This window comes from Paenibacillus thalictri, assembly GCF_004307995.1.
Taxonomy (GTDB): domain Bacteria; phylum Bacillota; class Bacilli; order Paenibacillales; family NBRC-103111; genus Paenibacillus_AF; species Paenibacillus_AF thalictri.
Genome location: NZ_SIRE01000040.1, coordinates 1 through 18,725 on the forward strand (window position 1 = coordinate 1; position 18,725 = coordinate 18,725).

The window sequence follows — 18,725 nt, forward strand, 5'->3', positions numbered from 1 at the left end:
GCAAAACATGTTTGGTGACGATGGCGGAGGGGAACCACGCGTACCCATCTCGAACACGACCGTTAAGTCCTCCAGCGCCGATGGTACTTAGACCGCAGGGTCTCGGGAGAGTAGGACGTTGCCAAGCAAAGAGTAAGATCCTTCTGTATCAGAGAAGGATCTTTTTTGCATGTATTACTCGTAGAGGACGACCATCGGCATGAGACGCTGGATGTGCTATCAATCTGTACGCGCGTTAGAAAATGACGATGAATCAGACGGCGAAGTTTTGCAGCCACTGGCCGCAGTCAAGACTGAAAGGCATACGGCGTGAAGCCGAAGCATCGTCCTCTGATCGGAGTATTATGGTATACGGGAAATCGGCTGCTCCATTAACGGGCAGCCGATTAGCGTTCTGTATTGAGATTGGGGGGATTTTGAAGCGGATCATTGTTAGTCTATAGTACCGGTAACCTCCTGCTCTAAATACAGATTTTTTGCCTTTTCATCGTAAGCGAACAATTCGGCGTACCTTCCCCAATCGATTAAAATATCCATTTGATGCCCCGCTTCCTCTAAACCAAAGTGTTTTTCGAAGATTTCCAGAAAAAACTCGCGTTCCATCTTATTGTTTGATTTGGAGTGCAGGATCCAGATGATTTTTTCAATCATAGGGACATGCTGCAGTACCTGCTTTTTAAAGATATCTTTTCTTTCCAACACACTGGCGTCAGCAAAATGACGCCCAACTTCAGTTAATGTAATATCGCCGTGTTGGATTTGAGCAAACCCAAGCATTTGAGCGGCTTCGACAATGGGCAGAAAATCCTCCAGGTTCAGACTCAACTGATCTGCCAACCTGTATAAATCAACAGTAATCCCAAGGTCGTCAATCAGCTCGATAAATCCTGTCAGCGCGCCAGCTGGCACTTCTTGCACTTTTTCGATTTTTTTCTTTCTTTCTTCTATCGGTTCAGTTGGTTTAAGCTCCCGTTTCGTGAGTATGGAATAAATTCTGTCCACTAGCCCGGTAAATTGAACGTCTTGCTTATCTCTCCAGTGAGTCATTGGGATAGGAATATCGGCAATAATACGAGCCGGATCCCGGGATAAGACAACCGCCCGGTCAGACATGTAGACCGCTTCTTCGATGCTGTGCGTGACCATAATGATGGATTTGGTAGGGATTTTTTTCTCGGTCCAGAGTTCAAGCAAATCCCGTTTGAGGTTTTCGGCAGTCAAGACGTCAAGGGCCGAGAATGGCTCATCCATTAACAAAATATCCGGTTCCATAACAAGCGCCCGCCCAATGCCAACCCGTTGCCTCATGCCTCCCGATAGTTCTTTGGGGTACGCATTTTCGAATCCGTCAAGCCCTAGCATATCGATGATCGAGAGAGCCTTGCGCATTTTCACGGTTTCAGTGAGATGTTTGTTCTCGAGCCCCAACTTTACGTTTTCAAGCACGGTCAGCCAAGGAAATAAAGCAAACGATTGAAATACCATGCCCACCCCTGGGTTCGCTCCCCGTACCTCTTGACCGCTATAATAGACTGCTCCGTCAGAAGGAGGCACGAGACCGGCAATAATTCGCAGCAAGGTCGATTTGCCGGAACCCGATGGTCCCAAAATAGATACAAACTCACCTTCTACAATCGTTAATTTTATATTTTCCAAGACGCTGACATTTGTTGTATTAGGCGTATCATAGCGCTTGCAGATTTGTTGCAGTTCGATCAAGGTTTGTTTCATGTCGGTTCACACTCCTTATTCAAGATGAAATTTATTTTCTGATACGGCATACAACTTACGCCAGACTAGCCGGTTGATCACTACAACCAACAAACACATCACGACAATACCCCATATGATTTGAGGCCAGTCGCCATGGGTGGTCGCTTGGGCAATAAAAGAACCAAGCCCTGATGCTTCCAATGTATCGTTTTTCCAAGAGACAAGCTCAGACACGATACTCGCGTTCCAAGCCCCTCCGCTTGCAGTAATGCAGCCGGTGACGAGAAACGGAAATATGCTGGGCAAAATCAGCTTGATCCATATTTGGGGACGGCTCAGACGCATGATCGTCGCCGCTTCTTTTAAATCGGATGGGATGGCCATTGCGCCAGCGATAACGTTAAACAAGATGTACCACTGCGTACCCAGCATCATAAGAGGGATTGCGCCTATGTTCATGCTGATTCCAAGCTTGAGATACAGAATCGTAAACAAAGGAAATGCCATATTGGCCGGGAAAGAGGCCAGCACCTGCACAATCGGCTGCGCGATTCTCGATAGCTTCGGGTTCATCCCGATCATCACACCGACGGGTACGGTCCATAACACGGCAAGAACTGTCGATATGAACACGCGAAACGCTGTTTTGAGACCGAGAACGATAACATTCATGATTTCGTCCGGGCCCAGCTTACTAATCTCTAAAATTGCTTCATAGGCATATTTGACAAAAAACACGGCGACGGCGGCCCAAATGATCCACACTGCCGATCTAGTTATAACGGACGGAGGTTTTGGCCAATGAACAGACAAGCTTCTTTGCTTCACACTGCTGGTTATGTCATGGACAAAAATGCTTACGGTGCGTTGAATGCGTTGAATGAACAGCGCACGTTTGATCATGTCATAAACCCATGACGTAGGCGCTTCATTGGCTTCCGATTGCTCATTCTTAAATTTTTGTGCCCATGCCACAAGCGGCCGCCAGAACAACTGGTCGACAAGGCATATTAAGAGGACCATCGCAACAATAGAGTAAATAATGGCCTTTACATCTCCTTGGTCTACAGCGGCAGCCATATACGAGCCGATCCCGGGAAGCTGGATGTCTTGATTCAACACGCTAATGGATTCGCTCGCGGCAAGAAAAAACCACCCTCCGCCAAACGACATCATGCTGTTCCAAACCAAACCGATCATAGAAAAGGGAACTTCGAGTTTGGTAAACCGGGACCATGTGCCAAGCCGGTGAATTTGCGCCGCTTCATGCAGCGGCCGCGGTATCGTTGAAAGGGAATGGTAGAAGCTGAACGTCATGTTCCAAACCTGGCCGGTAAAAATCGCAAATATTGAAGCGCATTCTACCCCCAGCAAGCTTCCGGGGAATAAGGCCATGAACATCAGCACGGTTGCAGATAGGAATCCGAGAACCGGAACGGATTGCAAGATATCGATCGCAGGGATCATAATTTTTTCGGCAAAACGGTGATAGGCGGCAATACGCCCGTACACAAAAGTAAACAAAAGCGATGCTCCGAAAGCAATAAACATTCTGAGCAGGGACCGCCCGGCGTAATAAGGCAGCATTTGCGGAGCGAGGCTTATCGCCGGCTGATCGCTTTCGGAGAAAGGGGCCTGCATCGCCGAGCCCAGACGGGCTGCCAAATAAAAAATCGAGATAAATGCTAAGACAACCAGAATATCGGCAAAGCCGAACTTATATTTGTTGCTGGCATGAAGAAAACCGTTCCATTTCACCGCAAAACCTCCTTTTCAAATAAAAAAGCCCTCCTCACATTGCATGAGGAGAGCGTGAATAATCCGTCCAATTAAACCGCTTCGGCTATATATACCGAGGGCGCACTGGTAGACGGATGCACACGATTCCTTGTCTGCAAAGTACGGGTTATTCGCTTTAATTGCGGCATCTGACTACTACTGTCCATCCCAGTTCCCCCCTTTAGTTCATAAAATATGAAAGCCCCCTGGTTTTGGTCCCAGGGGGCATAAGTTCATAACAAATAAACCGGTTCCCCCTAGTCCAGTTTTAGCACTATACAACGTAAAGAGAGCAGCGCTCTTAGCCACATTATGAAAAGCCTTAATCCGGCGATTCCTGTTCTACCCATTGGCATCTTTCGATATTTCCGGGCAGTGGCCTATGTTTGTATAGGAGCCTCACCTAACGAGGACATATTTAATTCCTTAAGCATCTTACTTCTTCCTGTAATTCATTGTCAATAAGCGGAATAAAAAAATGTGAAAAAGAATTAATTGGAACAGGGTCCGACGTTAATCAAGGGTACTTTTGTAAATACTGTGAGTAGATAAGTATATAAGGTTATCTGACGCTGCTCAACAGACACGTTAAACAGCTCTTGCAAATTGCAGCCAAATCATTATAATGAAATTAAGGTCAAAGAAAGTCAAAGTCAATTTTCACTGCCGGTTATGCAGTGCTAAGCTATGCCGACTGGGGGTAGATTGATGCGTAATGTTTCGGAAGTCATCGAACATTATTTGAAGCAGGTGCTACAGCAAAGTCCCGAAGGAGTCATCGAAATCCAGCGTAACGAGCTTGCAGACCGATTCGAATGTGTTCCGTCCCAAATCAATTACGTGATAAGCACCCGCTTTACACTCGAAAAAGGCTACGTTGTCGAAAGCAAGCGCGGCGGCGGCGGATACATCCGCATTCAGAAGGTCGCGCTGCAATCGCATGGCGAGCTGCTTGATCACATTTTTGGCACCATTGGTTCCATGATTGATCAGAGCGCTTCGGAAGGGCTGCTCTACCAATTGGAAGAGGGCGGCTACATCACGCAGCGGGAAGGCTGCCTCATGAAAGCGGCCATCGCCCGCGAGGTATTGGTATTGAAACTGCCATACCGGGACGAAATACGCGCGAATATTTTAAAAGCGATGTTAATTTCTTTATTAAGCAAGTAAATAAAAGCCAAGAAATGCTCATGCTCAGCAGGATGTGGAGGAGGGAAACTCGATGATTTGTCAAGAATGCGGAAAACGGCCGGCCACGCTGCATTTTACGAAAATCGTGAACGGCGAGAAAACGGAATTTCACATTTGTGAAGCTTGTGCCAGAGAAAAGGGCGAGCTCATCCCCGGCACGGCAAACGGTTTTTCTATCCATAACTTGTTGTCGGGACTGCTCGATTTTGAACCTCCGTCTGCTGCCGCGGTATCAGCGCCGCAACAAACGCTGCGCTGCGAGCAATGCGGTCTAACGTACTCCCAATTCAGCAAGCTGGGGCGCTTTGGATGCAGCTCGTGTTATAAGCATTTTGCCGATCGGCTGGATCCGCTTTTCAAAAGAGTGCATGGCAACGTTACGCATGTCGGAAAGGTGCCTAAACGCAGCGGTGGCATGATCAAGCATAAGAGGGAACTGGAAAATTTAAAAAAAGAGCTATTTCTTAAAATAGAACGCGAGGAATTCGAGCAAGCCGCCGAGCTTAGGGACCAGATTCGCGAGCTGGAAAAAAAAGTGGCTGATGCTTAAGGAGGTGTTTCAGACATGGCGGAAACACATTTTTTTGAAAATGCGCTTAGTGATTGGATGAAGGATGATGGTCCGGACTCCGAGATTGTCGTCAGCAGCCGGATTCGGATCGCCCGAAATTTGAATCCTTCCCCGTTTCCGATGCTGGCCACCAACCAGCAGTCCAAGGAAGTGCTGGACCAAGTATCCGATGTTATTCAGAGTGAAGAGTTTAAGGCAATCGACCATTTTACAATGCTAACCTTAAACGACTTAAACGAATTGCAGAAGCAGGTGCTTGTCGAGAAACATCTGATTAGCCCGGCGCTAGCCAATGAATCTCGCAACGGCGCAGTGATCCTCAGTGATAACGAGTCGGTCAGCATCATGGTCAACGAAGAAGACCATTTGCGGATTCAGTGTTTGATGAACGGCTTCCAAATCAGGGAAGCCTGGGATCTGGCCAGCCAAATCGACGATCAGTTCGAAGCGAAGCTCGATTACTCGTTTGATGAGAGCCGCGGTTACTTGACCAGTTGTCCTACGAATGTCGGCACCGGCATTCGCGCTTCCGTGATGATTCATCTGCCGGCTTTGGTGTTGACTCAGCAGATCAACCGCATTTTATCCGCGATCACGCAGGTAGGCCTGGCGGTAAGAGGGTTGTACGGAGAAGGAAGCGAAGCGTTAGGCAATCTGTTTCAAATCTCCAACCAGATCACGTTGGGCCAGTCGGAAGACGAGATCATCGACAACCTGTATGGGGTCGTAAGGCAGATTATCGAGCACGAACGGGCTGCCCGGCATAAGCTGTATCACGAATGGAAGGCCAAAATCGTAGACCGCGTCAGCCGCTCGTTTGGCATTTTGTCCTACGCGGCGATTATCGACTCCAAGGAAGCGGCGCAGCGCCTGTCGGATGTGCGGCTCGGAGCGGATCTGGGAATTATTCAGAACGTGACGCCAGCGGCTATTAATGAGCTGATGGTTATGACGCAGCCGGCATTTTTGCAGCAATATGCAGGAGAAAAGCTAACGCCTGAAGAAAGAGATATTCGTAGGGCGGAATTAATTCGTCACAAATTTTCGCAAACCGAAGGATGAACACGCACCCGCTGCAGACACGACGATCATTCCATCATAAGAAAAGCGGGGATCTTACTATAATTTGGAGGTGCAGGTTATGATGTTTGGAAGATTTACGGAACGTGCGCAAAAAGTGCTTTCCCTGGCTCAAGAAGAGGCAGTACGCTTAGGCCATAATAACATAGGGACTGAGCATATTTTGCTCGGACTTATTCGTGAAGGCGAAGGCATCGCGGCTAAAGCTTTGATCGCGCTTGGCCTTGGGCTTGAGAAAATTCAAGACGAGGTGGAGTCGCTCATCGGCAGAGGCCAAGAGCAGCCTACCAATATCGCCTACACTCCAAGAGCGAAAAAAGTTATTGAGCTGTCGATGGACGAAGCCCGCAAATTGGGCCATACGTATGTAGGGACTGAGCACATTCTGCTTGGTTTGATCCGTGAAGGCGAAGGCGTTGCGGCAAGAGTGCTCAACAACTTGGGCATCAGCTTGAACAAGGCGCGCCAGCAAGTACTGCAGCTGCTTGGCAGCAGCGAAGTCGTTTCCACCAATCACGGCACCAATGCAAACGTCAGTACGCCTACGCTGGACGGCTTGGCCCGCGATCTTACCGCTTTTGCAAGAGAGGGCAACCTGGATCCGGTTATCGGACGCAGCAAAGAAATTGAGCGTGTTATCCAGGTGCTCAGCCGCCGCACCAAAAACAATCCGGTTCTGATCGGGGAGCCTGGTGTCGGTAAAACGGCGATTGCCGAAGGATTGGCGCAAAAAATCATCAACAACGAGATTCCGGAAACGCTGCGCGACAAGCGGGTAATGACGCTTGATATGGGTTCTGTCGTAGCCGGCACGAAATATCGCGGTGAGTTTGAGGACCGCTTGAAAAAAATTATGGACGAAATTCGCCAAGCCGGGAATATCATTTTGTTTATCGATGAGCTGCATACATTGATTGGCGCAGGCGGCGCGGAAGGCGCGATTGATGCGTCGAACATCTTAAAGCCGGCCTTAGCCCGCGGCGAACTGCAGTGCATCGGTGCGACCACCTTGGACGAATACCGCAAATATATCGAGAAAGACGCCGCACTGGAACGACGCTTCCAACCGATTACCGTCGATCAACCGACACCGGAAGAAGCGATCCAAATCTTGCTTGGCCTGCGCGACCGTTATGAAGCGCATCACCGCGTAAAAATTACCGATGAGGCGATTGAGCAAGCGGTTCGCTTGTCTGACCGCTACATTACCGACCGGTTCCTGCCGGATAAAGCGATCGACCTGATCGACGAGGCCGGTTCCAAAGTAAGGCTCCGTTCGTATACGGTACCGCCGGATCTGAAGAAGCTGGAGAACAAGCTGGAAGACATCCGCAAAGAGAAAGACGCGGCTGTGCAAAGCCAGGAGTTCGAGAAAGCCGCCTCCCTGCGTGATACGGAGCAGAAGCTGCGTGAAGAGCTGGATACGACCCGCAACGAGTGGAAGGAAAAACAAGGCCGTACCGACTCCGAGGTGACTCCGGACGATATCGCCCAAGTGGTAGCCAGTTGGACCGGCATTCCGGTCGTAAAACTTGCCGAAGAAGAAACGGAACGTCTGCTCAAGATGGAATCGATCTTGCACGACCGCGTCATCGGTCAAGAAGAAGCGGTTAAAGCAGTCAGCCGTGCGATTCGCCGGGCAAGAGCAGGGCTTAAAGATCCGAAACGTCCGATGGGCTCCTTTATCTTCCTTGGACCGACCGGCGTAGGTAAAACCGAGCTGGCCAGAGCATTGGCCGAATCGATGTTCGGCGACGAAAATGCCGTTATTCGCATCGATATGTCGGAATATATGGAGAAACACTCCACATCGCGTCTTGTCGGCGCGCCTCCGGGATATGTAGGTTATGAGGAAGGCGGCCAGCTGACTGAAAAAGTTCGCCGTAAGCCTTATTCCGTAGTGCTTCTTGACGAAATCGAGAAGGCGCATCCGGAAGTGTTTAATATTTTGCTGCAGGTGCTGGAAGACGGGCGTTTGACCGATTCCAAAGGCCGTACCGTCGACTTCCGCAATACGCTGATTATCATGACGTCCAACGTAGGGGCCGAAATGATTAAGAAAAACTCGACGCTTGGATTTACCGCGGCGCAGGATGCAGGCAAAGATTACAACAACATGAAGGACAAAGTGATGAGCGAGCTGAAAAAGAGCTTCCGTCCGGAGTTCCTGAACCGTATTGACGAAATCATCGTGTTCCACTCGCTTGATGAAGGACACATTGCCCGTATCGTAACCTTGATGGCGGACGATTTGAGCAAACGTCTGAAAGAGCAAGAAGTCGAATTTATGCTTACCGACAAAGCGAAGGCATTTCTTGCAAAAGAAGGCTTTGATCCGACGTTCGGCGCGCGTCCGCTGCGCAGAGCGATCCAGAAACACATCGAAGACCGTCTATCCGAGGAGTTGCTGAGAGGCAATATCGTCAAGGGTGATAAACTGACTATTGACGAAGCGGACGGAGAACTTGTCGTCAACCGCAATCAGGCTGCCGCGCAAGCTTAAGGCTGCCGATTATATAGGACGTTAAGCAGTAAAGCATTCTGCAAGCTCATCTTGCAGAATGCTTTTTTTGTGTGAAATATCACACTTATTCCATCCGACACCAGCTTTTCATTGCAGGGTATAAATGGTAAACTTTGAAATGGACTCTTTTTACGAACGGAGAAAAGAAATGGCTAAACCAAAAACGAAATTTCAATGTCAGGAATGCGGCACGGAATCGCCCAAATGGCTCGGCAAATGTCCGGGCTGCGGGGCTTGGAACAGTTTTGTCGAGGAAGTGGAGAAAACGGCTGTCAAAACACAAGGCGTAAATTCTTCCCTACTTAAGACGAAAGAAAAGGCAGTTCCGCTCATACATATAGAAAGTAGCCAAGAACAGCGGGTGTGCACCCAACATCAAGAGCTTGACCGCGTGCTTGGAGGCGGGCTAGTCCCGGGTTCGCTCATATTGGTGGGGGGAGATCCGGGCATCGGCAAGTCGACGCTGCTGCTTCAAACTTCATTTGCGCTCGCCGATAAAGGAATGAGGGTGCTTTATATTTCTGGCGAGGAATCGGTTCGTCAGACCAAATTGCGGGCGGATCGGCTTGGCGCGGCATCCCCGCAGCTGTATGTGCTTTGCGAAACCAATTTGGAGCAGATCGAAGAGGCCATTGAAGAGGTCCAGCCGGATTTTATGGTAATTGACTCGATCCAGACCGTTTACCATCCTGCCGTCGCATCGGCTCCCGGGAGTGTGTCGCAGGTACGGGAATGCACGGGACATTTCATGCGGATCGCCAAAATCAAAGGCATCGCTACCGTGCTGGTCGGCCATGTTACCAAAGAAGGAGCTATCGCCGGACCGCGGCTGCTGGAGCATATGGTGGACTGCGTCCTTTATTTTGAAGGGGAGCGGCACCATTCTTACCGGCTGCTGCGGGCGGTTAAAAACCGTTTCGGATCAACGAACGAAATCGGCATTTTCGAAATGCGCGAAACCGGTTTAGTTGAGGTGCAAAATCCGTCGGAATTGTTCTTATCGGAACGGCCGCTAGGAGTATCCGGTTCAACGGTTGTGGCCAGCGTGGAAGGAACGCGCCCGGTTCTGGTCGAGCTGCAGGCGCTCGTATCGCAAACGAATTTTCCGACTCCGCGGCGCATGGCGACGGGAGTCGACTATAACCGGCTGTCTCTTATTGTCGCTGTTTTGGAAAAGCGGATGGGCATGTTTTTGCAAAATCAGGACGCGTATTTAAATGTAGCCGGCGGCGTGAAGCTGGATGAGCCCGCGGTCGATTTAGGCATTGCCGTCAGCATCGCCTCCAGCTTCAAAGAAATTCCGACGCAGCCTTATGATGTGGTGTTCGGCGAGGTAGGTTTGACCGGGGAAGTACGCGGCGTATCGAGAGTAGATCAGCGTGTGCGGGAGGCGCAAAAACTCGGATTTCGGCGCGTGATTTTGCCTGAATCGAGTTTGAAGGGGTGGACACCGCCGCAAGGGATCGAAATTATCGGTGTACAAACAGTAGCGGAAGCATTATCCGCAGCTTTAGCATAAATTGTGAAGGGGCATCATCATGAGTAAAGAAGAAATCAAGAAAGACTTAATGAGCTCGCTGCTGCAGCTCGTTGCGCCTGGGACCCCTTTCCGCGAAGGATTGGAGAATGTGCTGCGAGCCAAAACGGGAGCGCTGATTGTGGTAGGTTACAGCCCCGAGGTCATGGAACTGGTTGACGGCGGGTTTACGATTAATAGCGACTTTTCGGCCAATTACTTATACGAGCTGGCCAAAATGGACGGAGCCATCATTCTGAGCGAGGATTTGAAACGAATCTTATATGCCAATACGCAGTTGATTCCCGACTCGTCCATCCCCTCGACAGAAACCGGTATCCGGCATAGGACGGCGGAACGCGTTGCCAAACAAACGAACAAGCTGGTCGTATCCATTTCGCAGCGCCGCAACATCATCACTTTGTACCAAGGCAACTTACGGTATGCGCTGAAAGATATCGGTGTCATTCTGACCAAAGCCAATCAAGCGATCCAGACGCTGGAGAAGTACAAGTCGGTGCTGGACCAAGCCCTGACCAATCTGGGGGCCGCCGAATTCGAGGAATTGGTGACGCTGCATGAAGTGACCATCGTCGTCCAGCGGACGGAAATGGTATTGCGTATAAAAAATGAGATTAAGCGGTATATTAATGAACTCGGCACGGAAGGCCGCTTAATCCGGATGCAGCTCGATGAGCTGGTGGCCAATACGGAGCATGAAGCTTTCCTGCTGCTCAAGGATTACTCCAAAGAAGGCAGCGACGAGAAAGTCAGGGATATGATGAACGCGATGAAGCGGCTTGCCCCCGACGAATTGCTTGACCACATTCAAATCGTTAAGCTGCTGGGATACCATCAAACAAACAACATTATGGAGGAGAACGTTTCTCCGAGAGGTTACCGTGTGCTGCACAAAATTCCCCGTTTGCCGACGGTTATTATCCATAATCTAATCGACAAATTCGAGGAACTGCCTCAGCTGATGATGGCGACGATCGAAGAACTGGATGAGGTTGACGGCATCGGGGAGGTAAGGGCCCGGACGATTAAAGAAGGGTTAAAACGAATTCAAGAGCAAGTATTTATTGACAGACATATTTAGCTTGCATCCTGTAAAAGGATAGTCTAATATAATGATGAGTATTAGGGTAAAGTAAAACCAGAGGTGGACAAATTACATGATAACCAAATCACTCCCCAGCGTTTTTACGGTAGGGAATTTATTTTTGGGAATTATTTCGATCATTCTCGTCTTTAACAAAAATCCTGAATTGGCAGCGATTTTCGTAATCGTCGCCATGTTATTGGACGGATTGGATGGGCGGGTGGCAAGAGCTTTAAATGCGCAGAGCGAATTTGGCAAGGAATTGGACTCGTTGTCCGATGTGATTTCCTTCGGTGTCGCTCCTGCTTTTATTATGTACGTGACTGCATTTACCGAGTTGAATACGGCTGCGGCTTGGATTGCAACGGCAATCTTCCCGATTTGCGGTGCGTTGCGGTTGGCGCGGTTTAACGTGGTGGCGGGTACTCCGGGGTATTTTATCGGATTGCCGATTCCGGCAGCGGGCGGCGTATTATGTACGCTGGCATTGTTCCATGAGCAGTTGAACACAGTGGTGCTGCTGTTGAGTACTTTGCTGTTGTCTTACCTGATGGTTAGTACGGTGAAATATCCGAACTTTAAAAAAGTGGGTATTCCGAAAGCTGCCATCTGGATTACACCGATTATTGTTGTCATTGCCGTCGGTCTTGCTATAGCGTTTCCAGGCATGCTCTCTAAGATGATTTTTGTTCCGCTGGTCGTTTATGCGCTGTACGGCTTAAAAAAAAACGTTGATCGGCTTCTCTTCAGAAGACGGAAAAAGAAGTCTGTGGAAGAGGTAAAATCGGAAACGATGATGTAATAAGCTGCTGTTGAAAATAAAAGGCATTTATTTTCTTGTGATGAGAAAATAAATGCCTTTTTTGTTTGTTTATCGTTTCCAGTTTTTGTTCATAATTGTAACGAGACTTATACAACTCATTGGAGGTGAACCCATGTTGAAGAAATGGATACAATTGTTTTTTGCCATTATGGGAGGTATGCTTGGGTTTGAGTGGAGTAATACGTGGAGTGAACCGGTATTAAGCGTCATGGGGCCTGCCGTAACGATCGAACAGGTGCCTGGACACGCTTATTGGCTGATGGTGCTGGGGGGGACGGTTGGCTTTGTGGTCAGCGCCTGGGTTGCCGATTTCGGCTATAAGCTGATTCAGCGCGGGGAACAGCGGATCGCCAAAGTACCGATGGCCGATCTTTTGGCGGGAACGACGGGGCTGATGGTCGGCATGCTGGTAGCGGTTGCGCTGCTGGTTCCGGTGCAAAGCGACGGATTAACGGGCATGCTGGTACATATAGGCGTCACGGCGATTCTGAGCATCGTCGGGTTCCGGTTCGGTTATTCCAAGCGGGAAGAGATGATTTCCTTGTTCTCCAAGAGCAAGGTGTCCAAGGATGCGGATAAAGGCGGCAAAGCGTTCGAAGAGCATAAAATTTTGGATACCAGCGTAATTATCGATGGACGCATTGCGGATATTTGCAAAACGGGATTTATCGAAGGGACGCTGGTCATACCCGAGTTTGTGCTTGAAGAACTGCAGCATATCGCCGATTCTTCCGACTTGTTGAAACGCAACAGAGGCCGCAGAGGGCTGGACATTCTCAATAAAATTCAAAAAGAGCTGGATGTAAAGGTGCTGATCTACGAAGGCGATTTCGATGAGATTTCCGAAGTGGACAGCAAATTGGTCAAGCTTGCCAAGGTGCTTCAGGGTAAAGTCATTACCAACGATTTCAACTTAAACAAAGTATGCGAGCTGCAAGGGGTATCCGTGCTGAACATCAACGATTTGGCGAATGCGGTCAAGCCGGTTGTGCTGCCGGGCGAGGAAATATTGGTTCAGGTCATTAAGGATGGCAAGGAGCATGGACAAGGCGTCGCTTATTTGGATGACGGCACCATGATTGTCGTTGAAGGCGGCAGAGAGTTTATTGGAGCCACTTTGGACGTCCTAGTGACAAGCGTTCTTCAGACGTCGGCGGGCCGGATGATTTTCGCCAAACCGAAACTATTGGAAAAAGCGCTCTAAAATCGGTATAGTAAGAGGAGTGAAATTTTGAGCAGCTTTGCATCGCGGGAAGGGGAGCCGAGGTGGGGAAACTTGGCGTAGTCATCGTTGCTGCCGGGAAAGGTTCCCGAATGAGATCTGTGGAAAGCAAGCAGTTTCTGCAGGTCGGGGACAAGCCGATCCTGGTACATACGTTGGAATTGTTTCAACGTATAGGGGCAATCGATTTTATTGTGCTGGTTACGGGGCCGGATGATGTTGCCAGATGCCGCCAATATGCAGTTCGATACCATATTAGCAAGCTTCACAGCATCGTAGTCGGGGGAGCCGAGCGGCAGCATTCCGTTCGGGAGGGGCTTAAGGCATTGCCGCCGGAGGTGGAGCATGTTCTTGTCCATGACGGTGTGCGCCCGTTTGCAAATACGAAAGACATTATCCACTGCTGGAGCAAAGCGGTGGAAACCGGGGCTGCGGTTCTGGCCGTACCGGTCAAGGATACGATAAAAATCGTGGACGAAACGGGTGTCATTCGTTCGACGCCCGATCGGCGAAGCTTGTGGGCTATTCAAACCCCGCAAGCTTTTCGTCGTTCGCTGCTGGAGCAGGCTTATGAACAGGCGGAGCGGGACGGATTTGTCGGCACCGACGATGCCATGCTGGTCGAGCGATTCGGTACGCCGGTGCATGTCGTACAATCCGACTACTACAATATTAAAATTACAACGCCCGAGGATTTGCCATGGGCGGAATGGATTGCGCAAAATGTCAGGGGAGAGGATTAAGAAGTGATACGGGTAGGACAAGGTTTTGACGTGCATCAGTTGGTAGAAGGCAGAAAATGCATAATCGGTGGAGTGGATATCCCGTTCGAAAAAGGGCTGCTCGGCCATTCGGATGCGGATGTGCTGCTGCATGCGATCAGCGACGCGATTCTTGGGGCGCTGGCGTTAGGAGACATCGGCAAGCATTTTCCAGATACGGCTGCGGAGTTTAAGGATGCCGACAGCTATGTGCTGCTGGTACACGTGTGGAAACTGGCGAAGGAAGCGGGTTACGGGCTGGGCAACCTGGATGCGACGATTATCGCGCAGCGGCCCAAAATGGCTCCGCATATACCGGCTATGGTCGCACGTATTGCGGAAGCGCTGGAGACCGAGCCGTCGCAGGTGAATGTGAAGGCGACAACAACGGAGCAGCTCGGGTTCACCGGCAGAGGAGAAGGAATCGCCGCACAGGCGGTTGTTTGCCTTGTGAAAGGTATGCTATCATAACAATTATTATTTTTAGGCGTATTACAGGATAGGCGAGAGGGGTTAATACTGATGACAAGCAACATTCGCGTGCGTTATGCGCCAAGTCCGACCGGTCACCTGCATATTGGGGGCGCACGGACAGCGTTGTTTAATTATTTATTTGCCCGTAAACAGGGCGGCGCATTTATCGTCCGATTTGAAGATACGGATCAAACCCGCCATGTGGAAACCGGAATCGACAGTCAATTAAACGGACTCAAATGGCTCGGCCTTGATTGGGAGGAAAGCGTCGACGTTGGCGGCCCTTACGGTCCTTATTTGCAGACGCAACGTTTGCCGTTATATCAGCCTTATGTCCAGCAATTGCTGGAATCCGGCAATGCTTATGAATGCTTTTGTTCGGAGGAAGATCTGGAGCAGGAGCGGGCGGAGCAGGAAGCGCGGGGAGAAATGCCGCGTTATTCGGGTAAATGCCGCCATCTGACGGCGGAACAAACCGCGGCTTACCGGGCGGAAGGGCGCCAGCCGGCGATTCGCTTTAAAGTTCCGGAAGACAAGATAATCTCTTTTGACGATCAAATTCGCGGTTTGGTGGAATTTGAATCGGGCGGTATCGGCGATTTTATTATCGTTAGGCCAACCGGCATTCCGACTTACAACTTTGCCGTTATTCTTGACGATCATCTGATGAAAATCACACACGTCATCCGCGGGGAAGAGCATTTGTCCAACACGCCGCGGCAAATGATAATGTACGAGGCGTTGGGACTGCCCGCTCCGAAGTTTGCCCATCTGGCGATCATTTTGAACCCGGACCGCAAAAAGATGAGCAAACGCGACGAGTCGCTTATCCAATTCATCGAACAATACCGCGATCTCGGCTATTTGCCCGAAGCGGTCGTCAATTTCATCGCCCTCCTGGGCTGGTCCCCGGGCGGGGAGCAGGAAATGTATTTGATGGATGAGCTGATCGCCGAGTTTAGTCTTGATCGTGTGGCGAAGAGCCCGGCCGTGTTTGATATGGATAAATTAAATTGGATGAACAACCAATATTTGAAGAAAGCAGACCCTGTGATTGTGACGGCGCTTGCCGTTCCTCATCTGCAGAAAGCCGGCCGGATCGGCGAAGCTTTGTCGGAAGAGCAGCAACAATGGGTGACATCGCTTGTAGCGCTGTATCAGGAGCAGCTGAATTACGCGGCGCAAATCGTCGAGCTGACGGAACTGTTCTTCAAGGAAGATGTCGTGTTCGAAGACGACGAAGCGAAGGCGCTGCTTACGGAAGAGTATGTCCCGGTTGTTCTGGGCAGCTTTCTCGGCAAAGCCGAACAGGCGGAGGATTTCTCTCCCGCGGCGATTCAAGCGCTGCTTAAGGAAGTTCAGAAGGAAACGGGCTACAAAGGTAAACAGCTGTTTATGACCACACGTGTCGCTTTAACGGGGCAGATGCACGGCAGGGATTTGAATCATACGATTCATTTGCTTGGAAAAAACAAGGTGGTTGCGCGGCTGAAGAAGTTATTGTAAACAGCGGGCATTTCCGATATACTTATAAACTAACAAGAGGAACAACCCACAATATAATGGCGAAGACCAGGAGAAGTACGTTATTGCGAGGCATCCCCAGAGAGGACAATCGGTTTTGTCCGGCTTATTAAAGCCGAAGATTCCGGCTGCGAGTTGTCCGTTCCCCCTTACCGGAAATGCGCCTGTGAGCTGCAGTGCCGATCTGCTTATCATAGCAGGGTAGGTTCTGCCGGTCCGTTCACGATAAGAACGAATGAAGTTGAAGCTGCCCTACCACGCTGACATGGCGGGCACGGCTAGCTTTAAGCAGAGTGGAACCGCGTCTACACGCCTCTGCAGCCTTATGGGCTGCGGGGGCTTTTTTTGCTTCCAATATCTTTGTGTACGGAAGAAGGGAGACTCACATGTTCAGCAGGATAAAGGAGGACATCGCAGCCGTATTTGATAACGATCCGGCGGCGAAAGGCTGGTTTGAAGTGTTCTTTACGTATGCCGGGCTGCACGCTTTATGGGCGCATCGGCTGGCCCACTGGTTTTATCGGAAACGGCTGTATACCTTGGCGCGTATCATCTCACAAATTAGCCGGTTCATGACGGGGATCGAAATTCATCCGGGCGCGGTGATCGGCCGCCGGTTTTTCATAGACCATGGGATGGGGGTCGTCATCGGCGAAACGTGCGAAATCGGCGACGATGTGTTATTGTACCATGGAGTCACACTTGGCGGCACCGGGAAAGAAACCGGCAAACGCCATCCGACCGTCGGCAATAATGTGGTCATATCCGCAGGAGCAAAAGTGATGGGTTCCTTTAAGGTAGGAGACAATTCGCGTATCGGCACCAATGCGGTTGTCCTGGAGGAAGTACCGCCGAATAGCACGGTGGTGGGCATCCCCGGGCGGGTCGTCAAGCGGGATGGGGTACGGGTAGGCCGCTTGGATCATAGCAACTTGCCCGACCCGGTGCTGGAAATGTTCAGACAGCAGCAGAAGCAGATTGACGAAATGAAACTGGAGCTGGAAACAGCCAAACAAAAGATCGGGGGATCCATTCAGCATGGCGCTCAAAGTGTATAACACACTCACCCGGGCCAAGGAGACGTTCCAGCCGCTCGAGCAGGGCAAGGTCAAGATGTACGTTTGCGGCCCGACCGTATACGACTATATTCACATCGGGAACGCGCGGCCGCTCATTTTCTTCGACGCGGTTCGCAAATATTTGCGTTCGACCGGATATGAGGTAACTTATATCGTCAATTTTACCGATGTCGACGATAAACTGATCCGCAAAGCCGGTGAGCTTGGCGTTACGGTGCCCGAGGTGGCCGATCGGTTCATCAAGCAGTATTACGAGGATACGAAGCTGCTTCAAATCGAGCAGGCGACCGTCCATCCGCGGGTAACGGAAAATATGACCGAGATCATCGCTTTTATCGAGGACTTGGTTGCTCACGGCTTTGCTTACGAGAACGGGGGAGACGTCTTTTTCCGTACGGTGCGGTTTCCCGAGTACGGCAAGTTGTCCCATCAGAATCTGGAGGAGCTGCAGTACGGCATTCGTATTGAGGTGGATGAGCGCAAGGAGAACCCGCAGGATTTCGTGTTGTGGAAGGCTGCCAAGCCGGGGGAAATTTACTGGTCCAGTCCATGGGGCGACGGCCGGCCGGGTTGGCATATCGAATGCTCGGCGATGGTTCGTAAATACTTAGGAACGACAATTGATATTCACGGCGGCGGACAAGATTTGGCATTCCCGCATCATGAATGCGAAATCGCCCAGACAGAGTCGCTGACCGGCCATGCGCTCGCCAATTATTGGCTGCATAACGGTTACATTAATATCAATAATGAGAAAATGTCCAAATCGCTCGGCAACGGGATTACGGTTCATCAAATTTTGAAAACGTTGAGCCCTCAGACGCTGCGGTATTTCATGCTTTCGGCGCATTACCGGAATCCGCTGAATTTCAGCGACGACAACATCGAACAAGTGATCGGCGGTTTGGCCCGCATCGAGAACTGTCTTGCCAACCTGCGCCATCGTCTAAAAACAGCGGGCGAAGGCGCGGCGGATGCCGAGATGATGGAAGCGATCGACCGCATCAAGACGATGTTTCATGAAAAGATGGATGACGATTTTAATACCCCTGATGCGATAACGGCTTTCTTCGAGCTCGTAAACGAAGCGAATCGTTACGTCAACCGGGAACAGGTGACAAAAGCGACAATCGACGCGGTTTTGGAGCAGTTTACGGCGATGGATCGAATTCTGGGCATACTGGCTCCGGTGGCCGATGATCTGCTGGATGAGGAAGTGGACCGTTTGATCCAGGAGCGGGTAGAAGCGCGAAGCGCGAAAAATTGGGCGCGAGCGGATGAAATTCGCAACCTGCTGACGGAAAAAGGCATCATCTTGGAAGATACGGCGCAAGGAATCCGATGGCGCAGAAAGTGAGCATCA

15 protein-coding genes, 1 rRNA gene and 1 riboswitch are annotated in these 18,725 nt (G+C 50.3%); of the genes, 14 read left to right on the top strand and 2 right to left on the bottom strand.

Going from position 1 to position 18,725, the window contains the following annotated elements; all coding sequences use genetic code 11:
• The first annotated feature begins 10 nt into the window (after nt 1-10).
• Nucleotides 11-127, top strand: a 5S ribosomal RNA gene (gene rrf, locus EYB31_RS36515).
• Between the two features lie 305 nt (nt 128-432).
• Here the strand turns inward: rrf and EYB31_RS36520 are convergent.
• Complete coding sequence (locus tag EYB31_RS36520; protein WP_131018499.1) at nt 433-1,731, bottom strand: ABC transporter ATP-binding protein; 1,299 nt, start codon at nt 1,729-1,731, stop codon at nt 433-435.
• A gap of 15 nt (nt 1,732-1,746) precedes the next feature.
• A complete protein-coding gene (locus EYB31_RS36525; protein WP_206105527.1) occupies nt 1,747-3,471 on the bottom strand; it encodes an ABC transporter permease in 1,725 nt (574 codons plus the stop codon).
• A 267-nt stretch (nt 3,472-3,738) separates the two neighbouring features.
• A riboswitch (M-box (ykoK) riboswitch) is annotated at nt 3,739-3,910 on the bottom strand.
• Nucleotides 3,911-4,200: 290 nt separating this feature from the next.
• Between EYB31_RS36525 and EYB31_RS36530 the strand changes: the two genes are divergently transcribed.
• The 13 genes from EYB31_RS36530 (at nt 4,201) to cysS (ending at nt 18,719) form a co-directional block, all read left to right on the top strand.
• On the top strand, nt 4,201-4,662 hold the full coding sequence (locus tag EYB31_RS36530) for a CtsR family transcriptional regulator (RefSeq protein WP_131018500.1): 462 nt from the start codon (nt 4,201-4,203) through the stop codon (nt 4,660-4,662).
• 52 nt (nt 4,663-4,714) lie between these two features.
• Nucleotides 4,715-5,233, top strand: a complete 519-nt coding sequence (locus EYB31_RS36535) for a protein-arginine kinase activator protein McsA (RefSeq protein WP_131018501.1) — start codon at nt 4,715-4,717, stop codon at nt 5,231-5,233.
• 15 nt (nt 5,234-5,248) lie between these two features.
• Nucleotides 5,249-6,316 carry a protein-arginine kinase McsB gene (locus EYB31_RS36540; protein WP_131018502.1) on the top strand — a complete coding sequence of 356 codons (1,068 nt, stop codon included), beginning with the start codon at nt 5,249-5,251 and terminating at the stop codon, nt 6,314-6,316.
• Between the two features lie 79 nt (nt 6,317-6,395).
• A complete protein-coding gene (gene clpC, locus EYB31_RS36545; protein WP_131018503.1) occupies nt 6,396-8,837 on the top strand; it encodes an ATP-dependent protease ATP-binding subunit ClpC in 2,442 nt (813 codons plus the stop codon).
• Nucleotides 8,838-9,006: 169 nt separating this feature from the next.
• Complete coding sequence (radA, locus tag EYB31_RS36550) at nt 9,007-10,377, top strand: DNA repair protein RadA (protein WP_131018504.1); 1,371 nt, start codon at nt 9,007-9,009, stop codon at nt 10,375-10,377.
• A gap of 19 nt (nt 10,378-10,396) precedes the next feature.
• On the top strand, nt 10,397-11,476 hold the full coding sequence (gene disA, locus EYB31_RS36555) for a DNA integrity scanning diadenylate cyclase DisA (protein WP_131018505.1): 1,080 nt from the start codon (nt 10,397-10,399) through the stop codon (nt 11,474-11,476).
• 76 nt (nt 11,477-11,552) lie between these two features.
• Entirely contained in the window at nt 11,553-12,281 is a 729-nt protein-coding gene (gene pssA / locus EYB31_RS36560; protein WP_131018506.1) for a CDP-diacylglycerol--serine O-phosphatidyltransferase, read from the top strand.
• A 133-nt stretch (nt 12,282-12,414) separates the two neighbouring features.
• Nucleotides 12,415-13,506, top strand: coding sequence for a PIN/TRAM domain-containing protein (locus EYB31_RS36565; protein ID WP_131018507.1), 1,092 nt, complete (start codon nt 12,415-12,417; stop codon nt 13,504-13,506).
• A 62-nt stretch (nt 13,507-13,568) separates the two neighbouring features.
• Complete coding sequence (ispD, locus tag EYB31_RS36570) at nt 13,569-14,267, top strand: 2-C-methyl-D-erythritol 4-phosphate cytidylyltransferase (protein ID WP_131018508.1); 699 nt, start codon at nt 13,569-13,571, stop codon at nt 14,265-14,267.
• A 3-nt stretch (nt 14,268-14,270) separates the two neighbouring features.
• Complete coding sequence (gene ispF, locus EYB31_RS36575; RefSeq protein ID WP_131018509.1) at nt 14,271-14,756, top strand: 2-C-methyl-D-erythritol 2,4-cyclodiphosphate synthase; 486 nt, start codon at nt 14,271-14,273, stop codon at nt 14,754-14,756.
• A gap of 51 nt (nt 14,757-14,807) precedes the next feature.
• A complete protein-coding gene (gene gltX, locus EYB31_RS36580; protein ID WP_131018510.1) occupies nt 14,808-16,265 on the top strand; it encodes a glutamate--tRNA ligase in 1,458 nt (485 codons plus the stop codon).
• Between the two features lie 404 nt (nt 16,266-16,669).
• On the top strand, nt 16,670-17,341 hold the full coding sequence (gene cysE, locus EYB31_RS36585) for a serine O-acetyltransferase (RefSeq protein WP_131018511.1): 672 nt from the start codon (nt 16,670-16,672) through the stop codon (nt 17,339-17,341).
• Nucleotides 17,322-18,719 carry a cysteine--tRNA ligase gene (cysS, locus tag EYB31_RS36590; protein ID WP_131018512.1) on the top strand — a complete coding sequence of 466 codons (1,398 nt, stop codon included), beginning with the start codon at nt 17,322-17,324 and terminating at the stop codon, nt 18,717-18,719. Before cysE ends, cysS begins: the two co-directional genes overlap by 20 nt.
• Nucleotides 18,720-18,725: the final 6 nt, after the last annotated feature.